Genomic DNA, 20,867 nt, shown 5'->3' on the forward strand with positions numbered 1-20,867 from the left:
GGCCACTTGCCGTTACCGCATCGACGGTCGGCGAAGTTCCGGCAAACCTGTCGTCGTGGGCGGCGAACAGGTCCGGCAATCAGGCGCGAACGGCTGTTTCCAGCCCGTCCGCACTCCGCCGACCCGCCCGCCGGCCGACCAGCGCGGCGGCCACACCCGCCACTGTCACGAGCACGACGGCCAGTTCCGGCCACGGCCCGAGAGCTGTCGCCGGAGTGGTCGAGGTACGCAGCGGAACCTCCGCAACCAGCGCTTCCGGTACGAACAACGCACTTTCCTGCCGGATGCTTCCGTCGGCGGCGATGATCGCACTGACACCCGAGGTCGCGGCGACGACCAGCGACCGCCCGTGCTCCACCGCCCGCACCCTGGACATCGCCAGTTGCTGGTAAGTCATTTCACTGTCACCGAAAGTCGCATTATTCGTAGGCACCGCCAGCAATTGCGCGCCGGACTGCAGCGAATCCCGGAAAGCCCGGTCGAAAGCAACCTCGTAACAGGTTGCGATCCCGATTTCCGTACCTGAAGCCCGAATTGTTCCGTCCCCGTGACCCGGCACGAAGTAACCGGCACGGTCCGCATAGTCGGAAAAGAGCCGGAAGAATCCGCGCATCGGCAGGTATTCACCGAAAGGCTGTACTATTTTTTTGTCGTGCCGCTCCCCCGGTCCGCCTTCTGCGGTCCAGACCATTACCGAATTCGTTGTGGTGCGATCGCCGTTCACGAGTACCGCGCCCACCAGAATCGGTGCCGCGATGCGGCGAGCGGCTTCGGAGATCAGCGCGGCCGCGTCGGGATTGCGTAACGGGTCGATATCCGAGGAGTTTTCGGGCCACACGACCACATCCGGGGCCGGAGACCGGCCTGCTGCCACCTCGTCGGCCAGCTGTTCGGTCCGCCGGACATGGTTGTCGAGGACAGCCCGGCGCTGGGCGTTGAAATCGAGGCCCAGGCGCGGCACGCTGCCCTGGATCGCCGCCACTGTCAGAGTGCTGTCCCCTGCCATCGGTGCGGGCAACGCCACGCGCAGGCCGAGACCGGCAACGGGCAGCAGCAGGCAGGCCAGTGCGGCGGCGATCGGGGCCGCCCGGCGCCCGCGCGCCACCGCTTCGGAGGTTGTCTTCGGCTCATGGTCACCGAGGAGTTCGTGACGGACCGCCCACAGGACTGCCGCGGCACAGGTGCCGGTGAGCGCGACGGCGAAACTCACCAGCGGCGCCCCACCCAGCATCGCCAGCGGCAGAAACCATCCGTCGGCCTGCCCGAAGGCCAGGCGACCCCACGGGAACCCGCCGAACGGGAAACTCGACCTCCCCCATTCGGCGGCGGTCCAGGCCAGCGCGACCCACACCGGCCGGCCGGGCAGCCGGCCGAGTAGCCGGGCCAATACCCCGAACAACCCGATATACACCGCGCACGCGGTCGACAGCGCGATCCACGGCACCGGGCCCACGTAGATACCGGTCCACGGCAGCAGCGGGAGGAAGAAGCCGAGACCGGCGAGAAACCCATAGCCGAAACCGGACCGTAAACCGGTCCCACTCCGCAGCACCAGCGTCAGCACCGCGATACCCACAGGTGCGAGGAACCACCACGGCCGCGGCGGGAAGCTGCCGAACAGCAGCAGCCCCGATATCACCGCGGCGAGCGATCGCATCACCGCGGGATAGCGGCCCAGCCGCTCGGACCACCGGTTCGCTGTCCTGACACCCTGTTCCACACCTACATCCTGTCGTTCCCTCGATCCGGTGTCGTTCCCGCCCCACCACCGGGCGATCCGCCGAGGCGGCACCGTCGCTTGTCGGCGCCGCCGAGTGCTCCGCCGGAGATCATCGGGGACCTCCTTGCGCCGGATGGAATGCCGACATCGGTGCGAGCGATAGTGGCGCGTAGGCCGCCCAGGACCCTGGTTCACAGACCGGTATTCGGCCGTGAACCCTCGATCACCGCCACCAGCGCCTCGGGCACATGCCGATGCCGAATAGCCGACCTCCTCGGGTTCGTGCTCGCTACGGCGCGCCCCCGCGCCTCTCCGCGGGCCCTCGACCGGGTTGTGACTGCCGGTGTCCACCGGTTAATAGCGGCGTGCGGTGATCGGGCCATGCCGTGCACCGTTGGTGGTGCACGGTGGCCCGGATGGCGGACCACGCCCAGCGACCACTCGCACACCACGATCAGCGGACCACTGCCCGGTGTATCGGTCAACCGGTATAGATCGTCGTGCCCTCGTGCACGGTCCGCAGGCAGCGGGGCAGGTCGGCGCCGGGGGTGAGCGGCGGCAGGCCGGGGACCCGGGAGCGCGGATCGGTGGACCAGCGCTGCACGGAATCCGCGGGTGCGGAGACCACGAGTTCGTCGGCCTCCCACACCGCGTAGGAGGCGGGGGCGCCGGGGACCAGCGTGCCGGCCACACCGTCCCGGACTCCCCCGGCACGCCACGCACCGCGGGTGGCCGCGGCGAAGGCGGCCCGGGGCGAGAGGCCGTGCCCGGGAGTGCGGTGGTGCACGGCGGCCCGGATGGCGGCCCACGGATCCAATGCCGTGACCGGCGCATCGGAGCCGATGGCCAGTGAGACCCCGGCTGCGGCCATAGCGGCGAACGGGTTCAGCGCCGCCGCCCGGGTGACCCCCAGGCGTTCGGCGTACATACCGTCGGTTCCACCCCATTCGCGGTCGAAAACGGGTTGCACGCTCGCGATGACGCCCCAGCGGGCGAGGGCCTCGATCTGCGAGCTGTCGAGCAGTTCGGCGTGCTCGACGCGGTGCCCGCAGGCCGCGACGGCGGGACCACCGAATTCCGCGACGACCTGCCCGATCCCGGCGACGACCGCGTCCACGGCGGCATCACCGATCGCGTGGAACCCGGCCTGCACACCGGCTTCGGTGCAGGCGCGCACATGGTCGGCGATCTGCGTGGCATCCAGGTAGGAGACACCGGTCCCGGGCGCGTCCCAGTAGGGATCACGTAACCACGCGGTATGCGAGCCCAGCGACCCGTCGACGAACAGGTCACCGGCCAGACCGTGCACACCGAGATCGTGCACCAGTTCCCGCGCCTCGCCGGTGGTCCGCACGGCCTGCCCCCAATACGCCCGCACCTGCACGCCGTGCTCGAAGGCGAGCAGCTCGCGCAGATCGGTTTCTCCTTCTATATCGGGGCCGGCACATTCGTGCACCGCGACCACCCCGCGTGCGGCCGCGATATCCAGCGCCGTCCGCCGAGCCGCATCCCGCTGCTCTCGGGTGAGCAGGGCCCGGGCCGCCGCCCGCACCAGATGGTGGGCGTCCGCGCGGACAGGTTCACCGGCCCGGTACCCCGCCGCGTCCACCAGCCCCGGGACCGTATCGAGCAGCGCGGAGGAAGCCACCGCCGAATGACCGTCGACCCGCGCCAGATACACCAGGCGACCCCGTGGCACAGCGGCATCGATCTCGGTGACCGTCGGCGGCCGGCCTTCCGGCCAGCGGGTTTCATCCCAGCCGTCGGCCAGGATCACCCCGTCGGGCCGGGCCGCGGCGAATTTCGCCACCAGTTCCAGGCACTGGGCCAGGGAGTTCGCTTCGGACAGGTCGAGCCCTGACCGCTGCAGTCCGTACGCGGTGGTGTGCAGGTGTGGCTCGACGAATGCCGGGGTCACCAGCGCGTCGTCGAGGTCGATCACCTCGGCCCCGGGGTGCAGGGCCCGCCCCACGTGATCGGCGCCCAGCCACACCACGACCCCGTCGGTGACCGCGAGCGCCGTGGCATCGGGTGCGCTCGCACTGTAGATCCGGCCTCCGACCAGCAGCTGCGTACTCACGGTGGACCAGTCTGCCGCACCCGCCCGCGCACGCTGCGACCGGCCGCGCCCCGCGCTGCGCCGACCGGCCAATTACCCTGCGTACATGACCAACACGCTCGGTGCGGTCGGCACCGCCGACTATGTTCTGCTCACCACCTTCCGCAAGGACGGCACTCCGGTACCGACCCCGCTGTGGGCAGTCGCCGAGGAAGGCAAGCTCTACGTCTGGACCGTCACCGATTCGTGGAAGGTCAAACGACTGCGCCGCAACGCCGAGGTCACGCTGCAGCCCTGTGATTACAAGGGGAAACCGCACGGCGAGGTACTTCACGGCACCGGCCGCATCCTCGACGCGTCCGGCAGCGAGCATGTACGCAAGTTGATCCGCCGCAAGTACCGGTTCTCCGGTCCGCTGGTCGTGCTCGGCAGCACGCTGCGCCGCGGCAAGACGGGCACAGTGGGCATAGAGCTGACCGTGCGGGCTGATTCATCCACCGAGTAGCCGACCGAGGCTCGACTGATCACCGGCCCGGTCATGCCGCCTTTCGTCACTGAAGCGGCCGCCGGGTCCGGGCCCCGGTCGGGCCGGTCTTACAGTCGCACCACTTCGGTAGACCCGCCGACCGATTCGTCCGGCTGTGAATGCCCGAGCCGGTTGTCGTGGATGGACTCGGCCCGGCGCCGCGAAGTCTCGACGACTTCGAAGCGACAGGAGTGTAGGAGGAATCGGCGGGTCGCCGTCCTCTCTTTCGGGCTCGCGACATTCCGACATTCACCGGCGTACTCGGTTCACCGCAGTGCGGCTCGGCGTCTGCCTGAACGGAGCAACCACCTGGACTACTCCGAAGGCGGCAGGTGTTCACCGCCCACCGGGCCCAGCCAAGCGGCGAGATCGTCGGCGGCGGCGAGTTCGGTGGCGAGTTCCGCTCGTTCGGATTCGGTCAGCGACAGTGCCGCCAGGTCGGCGCGTCGTGCGTCGGCCTTTGCCGAATTCTCCAGCGCTACAGCCAGTTCGGCGAGCGCCGCATACGCCCGGGCGCGATCCGTGCGGCTCGCGTCGGCGCCGTGGCGGCGCAGTCCGGCCTCGAGTGCCCGTTCCGCGGCTTTGTCGTCGTCCTTGAAATCCCGCAGGATACGGGCGTTGTCGAGAACTTTCGCCAGCCCGGAAAGCTCTGCCGCGCCGCCGTATTCGACATCGTCCGGTTCGCCCGTCTGGATGTAGGTGACCCAGTTGCCGTCCGGGTCGATCGCACTGAATCGGCTCTGCCCCGGCCGGAACCGGGTGATACGCCCGACCCCCTTGGCCGGCACCTTGCCGTACCGCGTCCTTAACGCCGCGGTGAAATCGCGGTGCCGGCCCGCCACATCGTCGACCATGATCAGGCATGCGGCAGTTTCCTGGGCCTGCCGTTCGTGCCCACTCGCCGGCGGTGCGTAGTAGTGGATATCGCAGTCGTACGCGCGTAACGCTCCATAGACGTAGGGCTTGTGCTGTTCGTACGTGACCGTGTACCCGAGCGCGCGCCAGAACTCCAGGGTGCGTGCCAGATCGTGGGTGGACAGTACGGGGACCGCGGTATCGCCCATGAGAACCTCCAATACTCAATTTTGACTACCCAAAACTAGCTGCGACGCCCCTAGTCGTCAAACTTGACTACCGTACTGTTCCGGTGACGAAAGGAGTCCGATGTCGGCGGTACGGCTACTGGTCCTCGGAGTGACACGACGGCAACAGCCGACCCACGGTTACGCGGTCCGCCGCGAACTCCTGTCCTGGCGCGCGGACACCTGGACCAATGTGCAGCCCGGCTCCATCTATCACGCCATCAAACAGCTCACCCAAGAAGGCAAACTGCGCACCCTGGGCACCGAAGGTGGCAGCCGCGGCCCGGGACGAACCCTGTTCGAGCTGACCTCCGAGGGCGAAACCGAATTCTTCGAACGCCTCGACACCGCGCTCACCAGCGTCGATATGGAAGAACTCGGCGCCGGTATCGCTTTCATGGACGCACTCCCCCGCGACCGCGTGATCGCCAAACTCGAGGAACAACGCACCCGCAGCGAAGCCGTTCGCAGGGACTTACTCGCCATGATCGCCGACTACCCCGGCCGCCACGAACCCCCGCATTTCCCCGACCTCTTGGAACTGTGGAGCGGCGTCTTCGACAATCTCGCGGGCTGGACCTCGGGTGTCCTCGACCGGCTGGAACGCGGAGAGTATGTGCTGTCCGACGAGAAACCCCCGCACACCGGCCCTTGAGCGCGCAGACCGGTCCGGGCGCAGCTCCGGCAGCGCAGGAGGAATGGTTTTGAACCCCGGCACCTACGAGACGATTTCCGAGCCGGCGGGCCGTCTTTCCGGACTGGAATACGCCTGGATCACCGAAGCACCGCCGAACCGCCGGCCGCGACCCCACGAGATCGAAGTAACGCGCTGACGAGGCCGGCGCGCCGCCCGATGGCAGATCAGCTACGCGGGCCGGTTTCGAAACCGTCGGCGGAGATCACGCGCTTGTCCAGTGCGATCGCCGGGCGCGGGGGCTCGTCCGTGTACCACTCGTCCACTACGACGCCGTCGACGATATCGGCGTCGACGACCGTCACCGACTGCCGCGGCATGGTCGAGGCGAGCTCGGCGACCCGGCGGGCGGCCAGGGCGGCGAGTAGCGGACGGAACAGCGCGCGGGTGGGCGGGAGCAGCATGAGCAAACCCACCACCGAGCTGACCAGGCCGGGGACGAACATGAGGACACTGCCCAATGCCACCAACGCACCGTCGGCGACCGCGGCACCCGGGGTGATCTCCGCACGGGAGGCGCGACGGAACTGTTCACCCACGCGGCGCCACTGGGAGCCGAGCAACAGCATGCCGGCGGCGGAGCTGGCGATGAGCAGCAGGATCGCCGGGACCGCACCGAGCCAGGAGACGACGGCGGCGAAAACAGCGATCTCGACGACGAGATACACGATGAAGCCGAGGACAGGCAGGCGCGAGTCAGGCCCGGAGGCGGTAGCGGAGCGTGACCACGCAGGGCCCTCGCGCCTGCCGGATGGATACTGCATGGACGAACCTTTCGGTCGGACTACTCGTACAACGCACGAGATGTCCGTTTTGCTCCCGGACCGGTCAACCGCCGGGCCGGACCAGCCCGGTTTCGTAGGCCAGCACGACCGCCTGGACGCGGTCACGCAGGTCGAGTTTGGTCAGTACCCGGCCGACATGGGTTTTGACCGTCGCCTCGGACAGGAACAACCGGCCCGCGATCTCGGCGTTCGACCGGCCCGCGGCGATTTCTTCCAGCACTTCCCGTTCCCGCGCGGTGAGGACATCCAGCACCGAAGGATCGCGGGACGGCGCGGGCTGCTCGGCGATCAGGCGGTCGAGCAGGCGTTTGGTGACCTTCGGCGAAACCACCGCGTCACCGGCCGCGACGCTGCGGATGGCGGAGATCAGATCCTCGGGCGGAGTGTCCTTGAGCAGGAACCCGCTGGCCCCGGCGCGCAGCGCACCCAAGGCGTGTTCGTCGAGGTCGAAGGTCGTCATCACCAGTACCCGGGTGCCGTGCCCGGCCTCCAGGATCCGGCCGGTGGCGGCAACACCGTCGACCACCGGCATCCGGACGTCCATCAGCACGATATCGGGTTTCAGTTCGGCGGCCTGGCTGATGGCGGTGGCGCCGTTCTCGGCCTCGCCGACAACTTCCAGATCGGGGTGGGCGCCGAGCACCATCTTCAGGCCGACACGCATCAGTTCCTGGTCGTCGACGACGAGCACGGTGATCGGCACGGACACCAATGTAGTTGGGGGCAGCCCGTTATTCCGTATCCGGTGCGGCCAGCGGGATCCGGGCCCACACCCGCCAGGCACCCTCCGCAGTCCGGCCGGCTTCCAGGCTGCCGCCGAGCACCGCCATCCGTTCCCGCATACCGGCCAATCCCAGGCCGCTGCCCCGGATCCGGGCTTCCGGGTGCACCGGCACTCCACCGGAATCGGTGACCTCGATTTCGACGTCGCCGGTGTGCCGGTGCACCCGGACCCACGCCTTCGGATGGGCTCCGGCGTGCCGGAGTGTGTTGGTCAGCGCTTCTTGCACGATGCGGTGCACGCCCAGTCCGACCTCGGGCGCGAGATCGTCCAGTTCGCCGGAGAGTTCCAGCTCGACGGCCAGCCCTGCGTCGCGCATGAGCTGCGCCACTTTGGCCAGGCCCGCCGTGCCGTGCTGCGGCACCTGGTCGGGTGCGTGTTCGGTACGCAGCAACGCGACGGTGCGGCGCAGCTCACGCAGCGCCTCGCGCCCGGTACCGGCAATCGTGACCAGAGCCTGCTCGGTGGTGTCCGGGGCGGTGCGCAGCGCATAGCGGGCGCCGTCGGCCTGGACGATCATCACGCTCACCGCGTGCGCGACCACATCGTGCAGCTCGCGGGCGATCCGGGTGCGCTCGGCCGAGACCGCATCGTGGGCGCGCCGCTCCCGCTCGGATTCGGCCACGGCGTGGCGGGCCGCCACCTCGGCGTCATAGGCGCGCCGGGCGCCGGCGAACTCGGCCAGCACCCAGCAGAAGGCGAAGTAGATCCCGACGAACGCCAGATCGCTGAGTTTGAACCCGGTCACCACCGCCATCCCGTAGGCGGTATCGGCGACCAGCGCCAGCGCGTACCAGAAACCTTCACGTCGCCCGACATACGCGACCAGCGTGTACAGCATGATTCCGTGCCCGAGCAGCGCGGCGTGCACGGTGGGGTCGCCGACGATGAAGCCGATGGTGCTGGTGCAGAACGACAACACCATGAACGTCACCGCCATCGCCCGCGGGTAGACCCGCCGCAAAGCGATCGGCAGTGGGAGCAGCATCGAGAACACCAGGAATGCGGCCGGGTTCGTGCTGTCGCGGGCGATCACGAGATCGAGGATCAGCAGTAGCAGTGCGAGCGTGGAATCGGCGACGACGGGTTTGTCTCGAAGCCACAAACTGAATCGGCGCACGCCCCCAGACTAGAGCCGGAAGCGGGCCGGTTGCCGCAGCTACGTCCGTCATCTGCCGACAGGCCACGAGCGTTGCGCGATCGTGCCTGGCGATCTTGCGGCCCGGGAACCGCCGCGGGCCCGAGCCTGGTCCGCCCGCGTCCCGACTGACCCGGCTGTATATCCTCGCTTGTCGTGCATTCATCATCTCCGCTGGTCATTATCTTTTTGCTGCCAATAGTCCTTTCGCATGATGGATGTGACCGACTGGGTGGTGCTGCTGTCCGCGGCGACGGCGGCCGGCTGGGTCGATGCGGTGGTGGGTGGTGGCGGGCTGATCGTGCTGCCGACTCTGCTGCTGGTGGCGCCCGGTATCGCGCCGCAGACCGCGCTGGGGACCAATAAGCTCGCCGCGGTGGCGGGTACCGCGACCGCCGCGATCACCTTCGCCCGCAGGGTTCCGCTGCAGTGGCGGTTACTGGTTCCGGCCGCAATACTGGCGGCGCTCACCGCCGCGGCGGGCGCGGCGGCCGTCTCCCTGATCGATCGCGACCTGTTCATCCCGATCGTGCTGGTGGTGCTGGTGGGGGTGGCGATTTTCGTCACGGCCCGGCCGTCGATCGGTATCACCCTGGCGACCCATCCGCCGTCTCGCCGGAAAACGATACTGGTGATCGCACTGGCCGCCGGGCTGATCGGTGCCTACGACGGGCTACTCGGCCCGGGCACGGGAACCTTCCTCATCATCACCTTCGCGACCCTGCTGGGCACCGAGTTCGTGCGGGCTGCCGCGATGGCCAAGGTGATCAACTGCGGCTCGAATATCGGTGCGCTGCTCTTCTTCGGGTTCACCGGCAACGTGTTGTGGGCGCTGGGCGCGGCCATGGCCGTGGCCAATATCGCGGGGGCGGTGGTGGGATCGCGGATGGCGCTGGCCCGGGGTGCGGAATTCGTTCGGGTGGTGCTACTGGTGGTCGTTGTGGGAATGGTGATCCGGCTGGGCTGGCAGCAGTTCGGCTGAGCCCCGCATTCCCGGCCGGTCCCCCGGTCACTCGGCGGCGCGGACCGGACGGTCCGGAAATTCCTGGTGGGCATGCGAGCCTGCCGCATCGGCGACCACCCCTGTCACCCGCTTCGCGATTCGGGCCACCAGGGTGCGCGGCCGCCGTGGCATCAGGTGCGCGGCCGCGAAGTTCTGCCGGCGGGGAACGATATAGCCCTTGTTACGCGCCAGCGCCTGCAACGAAGCCTGCACGACGTCGGCTGCAGTGCCCATCGAGCCGGTGACGGCGGCATCGCGGGTGCCGACCACGTCGAAGAATCCGGTTTCGGTGGGGCCGGGGCAGACTGCGAGCACCTTGATACCGCGATCGCGGTATTCGCTCCACAACGCCAGGCTGAAATTGAGCACGAAGGCTTTGCCCGCGGCATAGGTCGCGAAGTACGGGGCGGGTTGTAAGGCCGCGGTGGATGCGATGTTGACCACTTCGCCGTGTCCGCGCGCCACCATTCCCGGAATCAGCCGGTGGGTGAGTCCTTCCAGCGCAACAACGTTGACCATCAGCTGGCTGTGATCTGTTTCGGCGGCGATATCTTCGTACCGGCCCGCGCTGCCGAAGCCGGCGTTGTTGACGAGCACGTCGATCGAGATACCGCGCAGGGGCCGCTGACCCGTCGGCAGATCTTGCGATCCTCACTCCGGGCGTCGTATTGCCGGAGTGGCCATGGACAGACACCGGCGCCGCCGATCCCGATGTCGTTTTCGATTCGGTTCGAATCCTTTCGCGGTCGAGCACGCTCTTATGCTTATGAGAGTCCGACCGAAACGAAGCAGCGCGATATTCCGCGCACCACACTCACCGGCCGCTCCGGCAGATCGTCGAGGAGGTGAGGGGTTTGGACCGTGGCTGGGCCGGTGAACAGCTCGTCCGAGCGGCCCAGCGCGGCGATCCGGAGGCGATCTCGGCGATCGTGCACGGGGCTCATCCGCATGTACGGCGCTTCGCACACCATCTGTGTGCGTCGTCCGCCGAAGCCGAGGACGCCGCGCAGGAGGCGTTGATCACGCTGTATCGGAAAATCGGCACCCTGAATGCCACAGCGGCTCTCGCGTCGTGGATGTTCCGCATCGTTCGCAACGAATGCCTGCGCCGGGCCCGATACGTGCTCGACCGCGGACCGCAGATCGCTGATGCCGCCCCGGAGATCGTCGCCTCCGCCGAAGAGGAGGCGCTGCGCCGCCTCGACGCCGACCAGCTCACACAGGCGATCAGCGCCTTGCCCGACCTCCAGCGCAGGGTCTTGATCATGCGCGATGTGCTCGGCCACCCGGGGCGCGCGACAGCCGATGCCCTCGGCCTGAGCACCGCGGCAATGAAATCGCAGTTGCACCGTGCACGCGCCGCGGTCCGGCGCGACCTCCGCCCTACTCCGTGAATCGAAGGGAAGTTTCCATGCTCATCTCCGGATCCCCCGCACCCGACCTCGAACTCGAAGACACCACCGGGCAGGCGTGGCGGTTGTCCCAGCACCGCGGCGTGCACAATGTTCTCCTGTATTTCATGCGGTCGACATCGTGCCCGCTGTGCAACCGGCACGTTCGCGATCTCGCCGCTCGGCAAGACAGGTTCGACGAGGACAACATCCATGTCGCGGTCGTGGTGCCCGAGGGACGCAGTCCAGGCCTGGCATGGAAAACCGAGCGCGGTATCCCGTTCCCCGTCCTGTCCGACGCGGCGGCAAGCCCTCACGAATCGTTCGGACTCACTCGTAAAGTCTTCGGTTCGCTCCAGCAGTCCGGCACCGTCCTCGTGGACCTCGGCGGCATCGTCCGGCACGCCCACGGCGCCACCCTGCCCCTGAACAGCTACGACAGGAAGGGGCTCCTCGCCGCTATCGATTCCGTGCTCGGCCGGCCGATCGGATGACACCGGTGGCGTGAATCGAGGGGTCGCCCGGAAATGTTGCGCAGTGGGTAGGTTGGTCGGGTGAACATGGCGACGTCCACCGAACCCGGCGGGCACTCTTCCGGGCACGATATCGATCCCGAATTCGCGGGCCTACCGCTGCGGAGCCTGGCCGATGCGGCGCTGTCCGCGGCCCGCGCGGCCGGTGCCGAGCATGCGGATCTGCGGGTGCACCGGCTGTGTACGCAGTCGATCCGTTTGCGGGACGGCCGGGTAGAGGCGTTGACCGATACCGTGGAACTGGGTTTCGCGGTACGGGTCATCGTGGACGGCACCTGGGGTTTCGCCTCGCATGCGGTCTTGACCGCGGATACCGCGGCGGAGGTCGCGCGGTCCGCGGTCGCCGTCGCGACGAGTCTGCGGGCGCTGAACCGGGAACGGGTCACCTTGGCGGACGAACCCCGCTACGACAACGCGCGCTGGGTGTCGGCCTACGATATCGACCCCTTCACGATCCCCTCCGCCGACAAAGTAGCCCTACTGCAGGATTATTCGGGGCGTCTGTCGGCCGCCGACGGGGTCGATCACGTCACCGCGACCCTGTTGCAGGTCAAGGAACAGACCTACTACGCCGATACGGCGGGCTCGTCGATCATCCAGCAGCGGGTGCGCCTGGAACCCGAACTGGAGGCGATCACGGTCGATACCGCGTCCGGCGCGTTCGAAACCATGCGAACGCTTGCGCCGCCGGTCGGACGGGGCTGGGAATACGTCACCGGCGCGGACGGTGTGTGGGACTGGAATACGGAACTGAGCCGGATCCCGGAATGGCTGGCCGAGAAGGTGAAGGCCCCGACGGTGACGCCGGGCCCGACCGATCTGGTGATCGACCCCACCAACCTGTGGCTGACCATTCACGAATCCATCGGGCACGCCACCGAGTACGACCGCGCCATCGGCTATGAATCCGCCTATGCCGGCACGTCGTTCGCGACCCCCGATCTGCTCGGCACGTTGCAGTACGGAACCCCGGTCATGCACGTCACCGCCGACCGGGTGCAGCGGCACGGTCTGGCGTCCGTCGGCTACGACGACGAGGGGGTGGCCGGCCAGCGCTGGGACCTGGTTCGCGACGGTGTCCTGGTGGGCTATCAGCTCGATCGCGTATTCGCCCCCCGCCTCGGCCTGGACCGGTCCAACGGCTGTTCGTACGCCGATTCCCCACATCACGTGCCGATCCAGCGGATGGCGAACGTTTCCCTGCAACCGGATCCGGAGCGCGACACCAGCACCCAGGAACTGATCTCACGAGTCACCGACGGTATCTACATCGTGGGCGATAAGAGCTGGTCGATCGATATGCAGCGCTACAACTTCCAGTTCACCGGCCAGCGATTCTTCCGGATCCGCAACGGCGAACTGGACGGCCAGCTCCGCGATGTGGCCTACCAGGCCACCACCACGGATTTCTGGGGTTCGATGGAAGCGGTCGGCGGCCCGTCGACCTGGCAGCTGGGTGGCGCGTTCAACTGCGGTAAAGCGCAACCGGGACAGGTGGCGGCCGTCAGTCACGGCTGCCCCTCGGTCCTGGTGCGCGGTGTGAATGTGCTCAACACGCGGACGGAGGCGGGCCGATGACGACACTGACCGGTACGGGGGTGCTGCCCGCGAACGCGGTGGTCGAACGGGCGCTGAGGTTGTCCCGGGCCGACGAGGCGATGGTGATCGTCACCGACGAAGCCGAGGCGTCGCTGCGCTGGGCCGGTAATTCCATGACCACCAACGGCACCTCGGTGGCGCGGCGCTGGTCGGTGATCTCGGTACTGCGTGACGGCCCCCGGTCGGCGCGGGTCGGCAGTGTGGCCTCCACCAGCGTGGATCCGGCCGATATCGAGGCCGTGGTGCGAGCCAGCGAAGACGCCGCCGCGGCCGCCGAGCCTGCCCGCGACGCCATGCCGCTACTCGACGCACCGGATCCGGCCCCGGATTGGGAGCAGCCGGGCGCCGGCACCGGTATCGACGTGTTCTCCGGCCTGGCCGCCGACCTGTCCACCGGATTCGACGGCGCCGACCGGCTCTACGGTTTCGCGCACCACCAGGTGCACACCACCTGGCTCGGCACCTCCACCGGTATCCGCCGCCGCTACACCCAGCCCACCGGGTCGGTGGAGATCAACGGTAAACGCGGCGACGGCGCGGATCTGGCCAGCGCCTGGGTGGGCGCCGGAACCACGGATTTCCGCGATGTGGATACTTCCGGCCTGCTCAGCGAACTGTCCCGGCGGCTCGACTGGTCGGCGCGGCGGGTGGAGCTGCCGGCGGGGCGCTACGAAACCCTGCTGCCACCGTCGGCGGTCGCCGATCTGCTGATCTATATGTACTGGTCGATGCAGGGCCGCGGCGCACACGAGGGCCATACGGCGTTCGCCGCCCCGGGTGGTACCCGAATCGGGGAGAAACTCACCGATATCCCGCTGACCCTCACCTCCGATCCCGCCGCGCCCGGCCTCGAATGCCTCCCGTTCGTGGCCACGCAGGCGTCGTCGGAAACGGTCTCTGTCTTCGACAACGGGATGGCCGCGCAGCGCGCCGACTGGCTGCGCGACGGCGCGATCGCCGATCTGGTGTATCCGCGCGCCACCGCCGCCGACTACACCACCTCCCCCACCGTCCCGGTACAGAATCTGCTGCTCACCGGCGGTTCGTCGGCGAGCCTCGACGAGATGATCGCCCGCACCGAACGCGGACTGCTGCTCACCACGCTCTGGTACATCCGCGAGGTCGATCCGACCACCCTGCTGCTCACCGGGCTCACCCGCGACGGGGTGTATCTGGTGGAGAACGGGGAGGTGACCGCGGCTGTGAACAATTTCCGATTCAACGAGAGCCCGCTGGACCTGCTGCGCCGGGTCACCGAAGCCGGCGCGACCGAACAGACACTGCCCCGCGAATGGAAGGACTGGTTCACCCGGACAGCCATGCCCCCGCTGCGGATCCCGGATTTCCATATGTCCTCCGTGAGCCAGGCCACCTGAGTTCCTCGGATCGAGTCGCTCGACCTCGATCACGCGCGCTCCGTAGGCAACGGAACGACCGGCCGAGGGCAGCGGACCGTCGGCCTGCGGTCGCCGCGTCCGATCAATCGGCGGTGGTGAGCACCTGGGGCCCGTCCGGGGTGATCGCGATGGTGTGCTCGGAATGCGCGGTGCGTGACCCGTCGGCCGAGCGGATGGTCCAGCCGTCGGGGTCGGTGACGATCCGGTCGGTGGTTTTCGCGAACCACGGTTCGATCGCGATGGTCAGCCCGGGTTTCAGCGGGAATCCGCGGCCAGCCCGGCCGTGGTTGGCGACGTGCGGGTCTTCGTGCATGGTGCGGCCGAGCCCGTGACCACCGAATTCGGTGTTCACCGGGTAACCATGGGCGCGGGCGACGGCGGAGATCGCCGCCGAGATATCACCCATCCGCTTACCGGGTTGCGCCGCTTCGATCGCGGCCGCGAGGGCCTCCTCGGTGGCTCCCACCAGGCGCTGGTCCTCCGGGTCGGGTGTACCGACGATAACGGTGGTGGCGGCGTCGGCGACCCAGCCGTCGATACTCACCGCCAGGTCCGCGGTCAGCACATCGCCGTCGCGCAGTGCGTAGTCGAACGGTAGTCCGTGCAGAACGGCGTCGTTGACCGACAGGCAGACCGTATTGCGAAACGGGCCGCGCCCGAACGACGGCGCGTAATCCCAGTAGCACGATTGGGCGCCACGCTCCCGGATCCGTTCCCGCACAATCAGTTCCAGCTCGAGCAAATTAACCCCCACCGCGGCCTTTTCGCGCAGTTCGGCCAGGGTCTGCGCCACGAACGCCCCGGTCACCCGCATCTGCCCGATCTCCTCGGGCGTTTTCAGTTCCACCATGACAACCTCCACCATTCAGCGGTATTTCAATACCAACGCTTGCGGTACTTTAATACCACTTCTAAGCTGAGGTCCATGGTCCGCCTCCCCCTGACCCCCGCCCAGATCGAAGCCGGCCGCCGCCTCGGCGTCCGGATCCGGACCGCCCGCGCCGATCGCGACCTCGGCGAGGTCGCCCGCGCGGCCGGTATCTCCCCGGAAACCCTGCGCAAAATCGAAACCGGCCGGTTGCCCTCCCCCAGTTTCGGCACCGTGGTCTCACTGAGCCGGGCACTACAACTCCCCCTCGAAGAGCTCGCCGAGATCTGGACCGCAGACAAACTCGCCGAATCCGCCTGACCGATTCCGGAGACCGGCCGCACAGGTCGGCCGAGTCGAACGCCGCCTACAGCGCCCCTCCTGCGTCGACCATCTGGGTGGTTCCGGTGACATAACGGGCAGCGTCGGAGACCAGGTGCAGCACCGTATCGGTGATGTCCTCCGGCTCCGCCGCCACGACCGGGAGCCGGTTGAGAGTGCGCGCCGCCTCTTCGAAATCGGCGCGGGTGGGGTTCTCCAGATCCGGCCGGAACAGCCGGTAGGTCGCGTCGTTGAGAATCATGGGGGTGGCCACCGTCGACGGATGCACCGTGTTCACCCGAATACTGTGCGGGGCCAGCTCTTTGGCCAGGACTTTCATCAGCATCACCAGACCGGCCTTGGAAGCCGAGTAGTGCGCGGTATTTTCGTTGGCGTGAACAGCGGCCAATGAACTCGTGATCACGACGGAACCGCCGCGGCCGCCCTCGATCACGTGCGGGACCGCGGCCTTCAATGTCTTCCACACTCCGGTGAGGTTGATATCCATCATGTCCTGCCAGACCTCTTCGCTCATCTCGAGCGTCGGGGCGGGACTGGAGATTCCGGCGTTGGCGACCACGATATCGAGCCGGCCGAAGGCGTTCACACCTTCGGATACCACGGCAGCCAGGGCGGCGTAGTCACGGACATCGGCGTCGCGGGCAATGATCCGGCGACCGGCGGCTTCGACCAGGCGAGCCGTCTCCGCGAGATCGTCGGCCCCGGCCAGCGGATAGGGCACACTGTCGACCTTCGCGGTGGTGTCGACCGCGATGATATCGGCACCCTCACGCGCGAAACCCACTGCGTGACTACGTCCTTGACCGCGTCCCGCGCCGGTGATGAATGCGACCTTGCCGTCCAGTATGCCCATGAACTACTCCCGATCCGCAGTGGGTGATCCGCCGCCCGGCGCACCAGCGAGAATATGACATCAACTGCCAAAAGTCGACCGTGCCATCGGCTGCGGGAAGACGTTGGTCCGGACCGATACCCGGCCATGTCCTATGATCTCGAATATCCCGCAGCGCCGCGGTACGGCCCGATCCCACCAGGACCGACGACTCGTTTCCTATGCCGTTGTCCGCAGACCTGCCTGGAGCAAGCCATGACCACCCCGCCGGATACCGGGCGTGCGCAGAACGCACCCGGTCGAGGCGTCGAAGAGCGCGTCCCGCTGTACACCGCCGAATTCGCCGCCCACCCGCACCGCGCATACCGCCGAATGCGCGAACACTACGGCTCCCTGGTACCGGTGGAACTGGCTCCCGGGGTCCCCGCAACGCTGGTCATCGGGTATCGCAGCGCATTGCGGATTCTCAACGATCCCGACCGCTTCCCCGCCGACCCCCGCAGCTGGGAGAAAACCGTCGCCGAGGACAGCCCGGTACTGCCGGTCCTGCAGTGGCGGCCGAACGCCCCGCGCAGCGCGGGCACCGCACACACCCGGTATCGCCGGGCGGCCACCGCGGCCCTCGACGGAGTCGACCTGCACGCCGCGCGCCGCACCGTGGAGCAGTTCGCGGTCCCGCTGATCAACAAATTCTGCTCGGCGGGATCGGCCGATCTGGTACGTGAGTATGCCTTCCCGCTCACCTTCGAGGTCATCAACGCGATGCTGGGCTGCCCGCCGGAAATCAGTGAGCGCGCCGCCGCCGCGACCGCCGCGATCTTCGACGGTGTGGACGCCGAAGAAGGCAACCGGATGTTCGGCGAGGCGGTTGCGGACCTCGTGGAGTTCAAACGCAGGACTCCGGGTGACGACATCACCACCCGGCTGCTGAACGACTCCGCCCGGTTCGACGAAGAGGAGATGGTGCATCAGGTGCTGGCGCTCTACGGCGTCGGCATGGGGCCGATGCAGAGCCTGATCATCAACGCCGTGAGCCTCATGCTGAACGACGACCGTTTCGCCGACGAAATGCTCAGCGGCGCCGTATCGACCCGCGACGCGCTCGACGATGTGCTGTTCGACGATCCGCCGCTCCCCAACGCCAGCGTCACCTATCCCCGCCAGCCGGTCCTGGTCGGCGGCACCTGGCTGCCCGCGCATCAGCCCGTGGTGATCAGCCTCGCCGGCTGCAACAACGACCCGGAGATCCGGACCGGCAACCACACCGGTAACCGCGCCCATCTGGCCTGGGGCGCGGGCCCGCACGCCTGCCCCGCCCAGCACACGGCGTATGTGGTCGCGCAGGAGGCCATCGATCAGCTACTCGATGCCCTGCCCGAACTCGAACTGGCGATTTCCGCCGAGGAACTGACCTGGCGTCCCGGCCCGCTGCACCGCACTCTCGCCGCTTTGCCCGTTACTTTCCCGCCCTCACCGCCGCTGCACATTCCCTGAGTTCCCTCAGGCGACGGTGAGCACATCGTCGAGTGTCACCAGCGACAGATTGCGTTCTCGGATGATGTCCACCAATTGCCCGTAGCAGCGGGTGACGGGCGCGAAATTGGCATGCCCGATCACGATGGTCTGCGGATTGAAGTACTTGCGCGCGCATTCGACCAGATACTGCTCGGTGATGAGCCCGGAGTCCGACAGCGATCCGTACCACATCACCGGCACCGTATAGCCGAGGTCGGCGGCGATCCGGTCGACGGTCGCATTGTGCCGGCCGAACGGCGGCCGATAGTAGGGGCTGCCGTCCACACCGAAAGTGTTGCGCAGGAACAATTTGCATCGGGACAGTTCGTCGGCCACCTCCGATTCGGACAGGGCCCTCAGATCGGCGTGATCCCAGGTGTGGTTGGCCAACTGGATCTGCCCGGACTCCACCAGCGGACGCAGTTCGTCGCGATGCGCTGTCCACGCCGGGTAATAGGCCGTAACGAAAAAGGTGAACCGCGCCCCGGTATCCTTCGCGAACTCGATATACGCGCCGACGACTTCTTCGCTCGCACCATCGTCGACGGTGAGCGCCATACAGCTCCCCGGCCCCGGCAGCGCCGTAATGGTGGCGGGCGGAATGGCCGTCTTCGGACCACCGGGCGGGGGCGGCAGCAATGCCGGACGAACAGGTACCTGCCCCGCTGCCTCCGGCGCATCGGGGACGTCCGCGGCAGCGGTATCGCCCTGCGCCGCACTACATCCGGTCAGCGCCACCGCCGTCCCCGCAGCCAGCATCGACAACATCGACCGCCTGTCCATCGCCACCCCGATCACATCGCATCGCGCTACCGAGAAGACCTACTGACGTGCTGTTACGTGCTCGGCACTCTACCGGCGCGGGATACGCGAACCGAGGAACGCCACGCAGACACCCCGCCTATCCGGACGAGCCCGGACAGCACCGTTACGCCGACCGGGCCGATACCTGGCGCGTGTTCGATCCCTGCGGCCGCCGCTCGACTCGGCCCAGCATTTCGACCCCGATTCGAGGGCTCGGCCGCGATCGCCTACTTATTGCGTTTCGAGGTGGTGGACTTCGATTTCTTGCTCTTGCTCTTACCGTCGCTGTCCGGCTCCCATTCGTAACCAGGTGTGCCTTTTTCACAGTAGGAATCGGCGACCTTGGTATCGGTGGCGTCGAATTCACACCAGCGGTCGCTGCTGCAGGCGGCCGATCCGAGGCCGGCGGCGAGGGCGATGATTGCGGTGCAGGTGACGGTGCGCAGACGGGTGCCGGAAAACATGGTCTATCTCCTGTGCGGGTTATCGGAATTTCGGCGTGCAGACGAAAGGATCAAGCCGACAACCGGAGCCGGGCGAGCACGGCCCGATGGTCCGAGCCGGGAATGGTGAGGGTTTCTATGTCGTCGGTGGTTCCGCCCGCGACAAGGATGTGATCGATCCCGATCACCGGACCCCAGGATCGGTCGTTCGGATAGGTGAGCATCCGGCCCGCGCCCGCCTGTTCCGCCGCGGCCGCGAAACGGCCGCTCACGAGCTTGCGGAAGGCGGCGTGATCGCTGGTGGCGTTGAAATCGGCGCCGACGACCGCCGGTCCTTCGGTCGCCTCCAGAATGGTTGCGGCGGCGGCCAATTCCTTCAGCCATACCCGGTGGTCGATATTCGGCGGCAGCGGATGGAACGCGAAAACCGTGACCGGGCCGATCGCGGGATGCGTGAGCGTGCCCGACAGGTTGGCCATGACGAATTCCTGGTGACGGACGGTGTCCGACAGCGGGAACCGGCTGTAGATACCGGTTCCGCCGCCACCGAGGCCGGGGTCCAGGTAGTGGTACGGGAGGAATGCGTCGATACCGGAAACCGTCAGCCTCGACACCGAATCCGGGGTGAGTTCGTCGACCGTGAGCACATCGACCTGTTGTTCCCGAACGGCTGCGACGACCGCATCGGTATCGGCTCCGCCGAACAGCAGGTTCGTCTGCAAGACCGTCAACTCGGTGCCGGTGGCGGCGTTGCTGTCCGGCACATACAGCGGGACCTGGGTCCACAGCACACCGGTCAGCACGATTCCGGCGGCGACGGCGCTACGCCAGCCCCGGGCGAACAGGAACAACAGCAGGGCCGCCAGCGCACCGAGCATCAGGTAGGTCGCTCCGGACGCGAGCAGGATGAGCTCGCGCCGCTGCCACCCGCCCAGATAGAGCGCGATCCCGGCCAGCGCGGCGAACAGCGCACACCACCCCGCGCCGAGCAGAACCCGGCGATACACCCCATGCCTCATACCGGTCAACTTATCCGCTGCGGTTGCGAAAACCTTTCCGCGGACTTGCATCCGTCTCAGCAGCCGGGAAACGATCGCCGAGGTACCCGCCGACCGGAGCCCCGATCAGGGACATAACCGCCGTCGAATCGTGCTCTCGGTGCGTTGGTGGGGAATCACCTGGGAGGACAGCGGGTATCGGCTGACCACCACTGGGCAGAGCTGGGCACCCGCCGCTGCACCGAGCACAATCGAAAGGACGCTCCCGTTGCAGGCCGGCATGGTGGCGCGGAGGCGATGCTGCGGGCGGATCCGGCCAGCGCGAATGCTCGTGCCAGCGCATGCGGATCCGTGGCA

22 protein-coding genes are annotated in these 20,867 nt (G+C 67.6%); 10 read left to right on the forward strand and 12 right to left on the reverse strand.

Translation table 11 applies throughout. The annotated features are described in order from the left end of the window. Nucleotides 1-79 precede the first annotated feature (79 nt). Together lnt and ON22_RS13785 are read right to left on the reverse strand one after the other, a co-directional pair. On the reverse strand, nucleotides 80-1,657 hold the full coding sequence (gene lnt, locus ON22_RS13780; protein WP_051157630.1) for an apolipoprotein N-acyltransferase: 1,578 nt from the start codon (nucleotides 1,655-1,657) through the stop codon (nucleotides 80-82). A 544-nt stretch (nucleotides 1,658-2,201) separates the two neighbouring features. Next, nucleotides 2,202-3,800, reverse strand: coding sequence for an amidohydrolase (locus tag ON22_RS13785; protein ID WP_033242383.1), 1,599 nt, complete (start codon nucleotides 3,798-3,800; stop codon nucleotides 2,202-2,204). Between the two features lie 85 nt (nucleotides 3,801-3,885). Here ON22_RS13785 and ON22_RS13790 point away from each other — a divergent pair, with 85 nt between their 5' ends. Then, nucleotides 3,886-4,284, forward strand: a complete 399-nt coding sequence (locus ON22_RS13790) for a PPOX class F420-dependent oxidoreductase (protein WP_033242382.1) — start codon at nucleotides 3,886-3,888, stop codon at nucleotides 4,282-4,284. Between the two features lie 335 nt (nucleotides 4,285-4,619). Here the strand turns inward: ON22_RS13790 and ON22_RS13795 are convergent, their stop codons facing one another. Continuing rightward, entirely contained in the window at nucleotides 4,620-5,369 is a 750-nt protein-coding gene (locus ON22_RS13795; protein WP_033242381.1) for a DUF8817 family protein, read from the reverse strand. 100 nt (nucleotides 5,370-5,469) lie between these two features. Between ON22_RS13795 and ON22_RS13800 the strand changes: the two genes are divergently transcribed. Further along, nucleotides 5,470-6,042, forward strand: coding sequence for a PadR family transcriptional regulator (locus tag ON22_RS13800; protein WP_033241795.1), 573 nt, complete (start codon nucleotides 5,470-5,472; stop codon nucleotides 6,040-6,042). A gap of 43 nt (nucleotides 6,043-6,085) precedes the next feature. Further along, nucleotides 6,086-6,220, forward strand: coding sequence for a hypothetical protein (locus tag ON22_RS37965; RefSeq protein WP_255218533.1), 135 nt, complete (start codon nucleotides 6,086-6,088; stop codon nucleotides 6,218-6,220). A 28-nt stretch (nucleotides 6,221-6,248) separates the two neighbouring features. On the opposite strand, the gene ON22_RS13805 is transcribed toward ON22_RS37965, so the two are convergent. The 3 genes from ON22_RS13805 to ON22_RS13815 all read right to left on the reverse strand — a co-directional run bounded on the left by ON22_RS13805 (nucleotide 6,249) and on the right by ON22_RS13815 (nucleotide 8,767). Next, a complete protein-coding gene (locus tag ON22_RS13805) occupies nucleotides 6,249-6,770 on the reverse strand; it encodes an FxsA family protein (RefSeq protein WP_051157631.1) in 522 nt (173 codons plus the stop codon). A gap of 139 nt (nucleotides 6,771-6,909) precedes the next feature. After that, nucleotides 6,910-7,569 carry a response regulator gene (locus ON22_RS13810; RefSeq protein WP_033242379.1) on the reverse strand — a complete coding sequence of 220 codons (660 nt, stop codon included), beginning with the start codon at nucleotides 7,567-7,569 and terminating at the stop codon, nucleotides 6,910-6,912. Between the two features lie 28 nt (nucleotides 7,570-7,597). Next, nucleotides 7,598-8,767: a sensor histidine kinase gene (locus tag ON22_RS13815; RefSeq protein WP_033241794.1), complete on the reverse strand. Its 1,170-nt coding sequence runs from the start codon at nucleotides 8,765-8,767 to the stop codon at nucleotides 7,598-7,600. 232 nt (nucleotides 8,768-8,999) lie between these two features. Here ON22_RS13815 and ON22_RS13820 point away from each other — a divergent pair, with 232 nt between their 5' ends. Further along, nucleotides 9,000-9,767 carry a TSUP family transporter gene (locus tag ON22_RS13820; RefSeq protein ID WP_033241793.1) on the forward strand — a complete coding sequence of 256 codons (768 nt, stop codon included), beginning with the start codon at nucleotides 9,000-9,002 and terminating at the stop codon, nucleotides 9,765-9,767. Nucleotides 9,768-9,794: 27 nt separating this feature from the next. Here ON22_RS13820 and ON22_RS13825 read toward each other — a convergent pair whose 3' ends face one another. Further along, nucleotides 9,795-10,385, reverse strand: coding sequence for an SDR family NAD(P)-dependent oxidoreductase (locus ON22_RS13825; protein WP_051157599.1), 591 nt, complete (start codon nucleotides 10,383-10,385; stop codon nucleotides 9,795-9,797). Between the two features lie 257 nt (nucleotides 10,386-10,642). Between ON22_RS13825 and ON22_RS13830 the strand changes: the two genes are divergently transcribed. The 4 genes from ON22_RS13830 to ON22_RS13845 all read left to right on the forward strand — a co-directional run bounded on the left by ON22_RS13830 (nucleotide 10,643) and on the right by ON22_RS13845 (nucleotide 14,687). Further along, nucleotides 10,643-11,182 (forward strand): RNA polymerase sigma factor, encoded by a 540-nt coding sequence (locus ON22_RS13830; RefSeq protein ID WP_033241792.1) that lies wholly within the window; start codon nucleotides 10,643-10,645, stop codon nucleotides 11,180-11,182. Between the two features lie 17 nt (nucleotides 11,183-11,199). Continuing rightward, the gene (locus tag ON22_RS13835) at nucleotides 11,200-11,673 is read left to right on the forward strand and encodes a redoxin domain-containing protein (protein ID WP_033241791.1); all 474 of its coding nucleotides are present in this window, start codon (nucleotides 11,200-11,202) and stop codon (nucleotides 11,671-11,673) included. A 66-nt stretch (nucleotides 11,674-11,739) separates the two neighbouring features. Further along, on the forward strand, nucleotides 11,740-13,290 hold the full coding sequence (locus ON22_RS13840) for a TldD/PmbA family protein (RefSeq protein ID WP_033241790.1): 1,551 nt from the start codon (nucleotides 11,740-11,742) through the stop codon (nucleotides 13,288-13,290). A 20-nt stretch (nucleotides 13,291-13,310) separates the two neighbouring features. Continuing rightward, nucleotides 13,311-14,687, forward strand: a complete 1,377-nt coding sequence (locus tag ON22_RS13845) for a metallopeptidase TldD-related protein (RefSeq protein ID WP_033242377.1) — start codon at nucleotides 13,311-13,313, stop codon at nucleotides 14,685-14,687. 103 nt (nucleotides 14,688-14,790) lie between these two features. On the opposite strand, the gene map is transcribed toward ON22_RS13845, so the two are convergent. After that, the gene (map, locus tag ON22_RS13850) at nucleotides 14,791-15,558 is read right to left on the reverse strand and encodes a type I methionyl aminopeptidase (protein ID WP_033242376.1); all 768 of its coding nucleotides are present in this window, start codon (nucleotides 15,556-15,558) and stop codon (nucleotides 14,791-14,793) included. Nucleotides 15,559-15,633: 75 nt separating this feature from the next. Between map and ON22_RS13855 the strand changes: the two genes are divergently transcribed. Further along, nucleotides 15,634-15,897, forward strand: a complete 264-nt coding sequence (locus ON22_RS13855) for a helix-turn-helix transcriptional regulator (protein WP_033241789.1) — start codon at nucleotides 15,634-15,636, stop codon at nucleotides 15,895-15,897. A 46-nt stretch (nucleotides 15,898-15,943) separates the two neighbouring features. Here ON22_RS13855 and ON22_RS13860 read toward each other — a convergent pair whose 3' ends face one another. Beyond that, nucleotides 15,944-16,771 carry a mycofactocin-coupled SDR family oxidoreductase gene (locus ON22_RS13860; protein ID WP_033241788.1) on the reverse strand — a complete coding sequence of 276 codons (828 nt, stop codon included), beginning with the start codon at nucleotides 16,769-16,771 and terminating at the stop codon, nucleotides 15,944-15,946. A gap of 234 nt (nucleotides 16,772-17,005) precedes the next feature. Between ON22_RS13860 and ON22_RS13865 the strand changes: the two genes are divergently transcribed. After that, nucleotides 17,006-18,244 carry a cytochrome P450 family protein gene (locus ON22_RS13865; protein ID WP_033241787.1) on the forward strand — a complete coding sequence of 413 codons (1,239 nt, stop codon included), beginning with the start codon at nucleotides 17,006-17,008 and terminating at the stop codon, nucleotides 18,242-18,244. Nucleotides 18,245-18,250: 6 nt separating this feature from the next. Here the strand turns inward: ON22_RS13865 and ON22_RS13870 are convergent, their stop codons facing one another. The 3 genes from ON22_RS13870 to ON22_RS13880 form a co-directional block, all read right to left on the reverse strand. Continuing rightward, nucleotides 18,251-19,048 (reverse strand): polysaccharide deacetylase family protein, encoded by a 798-nt coding sequence (locus ON22_RS13870; protein ID WP_033242375.1) that lies wholly within the window; start codon nucleotides 19,046-19,048, stop codon nucleotides 18,251-18,253. Nucleotides 19,049-19,296: 248 nt separating this feature from the next. Beyond that, complete coding sequence (locus ON22_RS13875) at nucleotides 19,297-19,533, reverse strand: hypothetical protein (protein ID WP_051157600.1); 237 nt, start codon at nucleotides 19,531-19,533, stop codon at nucleotides 19,297-19,299. A gap of 50 nt (nucleotides 19,534-19,583) precedes the next feature. Then, complete coding sequence (locus tag ON22_RS13880; RefSeq protein WP_063820589.1) at nucleotides 19,584-20,531, reverse strand: endonuclease/exonuclease/phosphatase family protein; 948 nt, start codon at nucleotides 20,529-20,531, stop codon at nucleotides 19,584-19,586. Nucleotides 20,532-20,867: the final 336 nt, after the last annotated feature.

Source organism: Nocardia carnea NBRC 14403, from assembly GCF_000308515.1.
GTDB lineage: Bacteria > Actinomycetota > Actinomycetes > Mycobacteriales > Mycobacteriaceae > Nocardia > Nocardia carnea.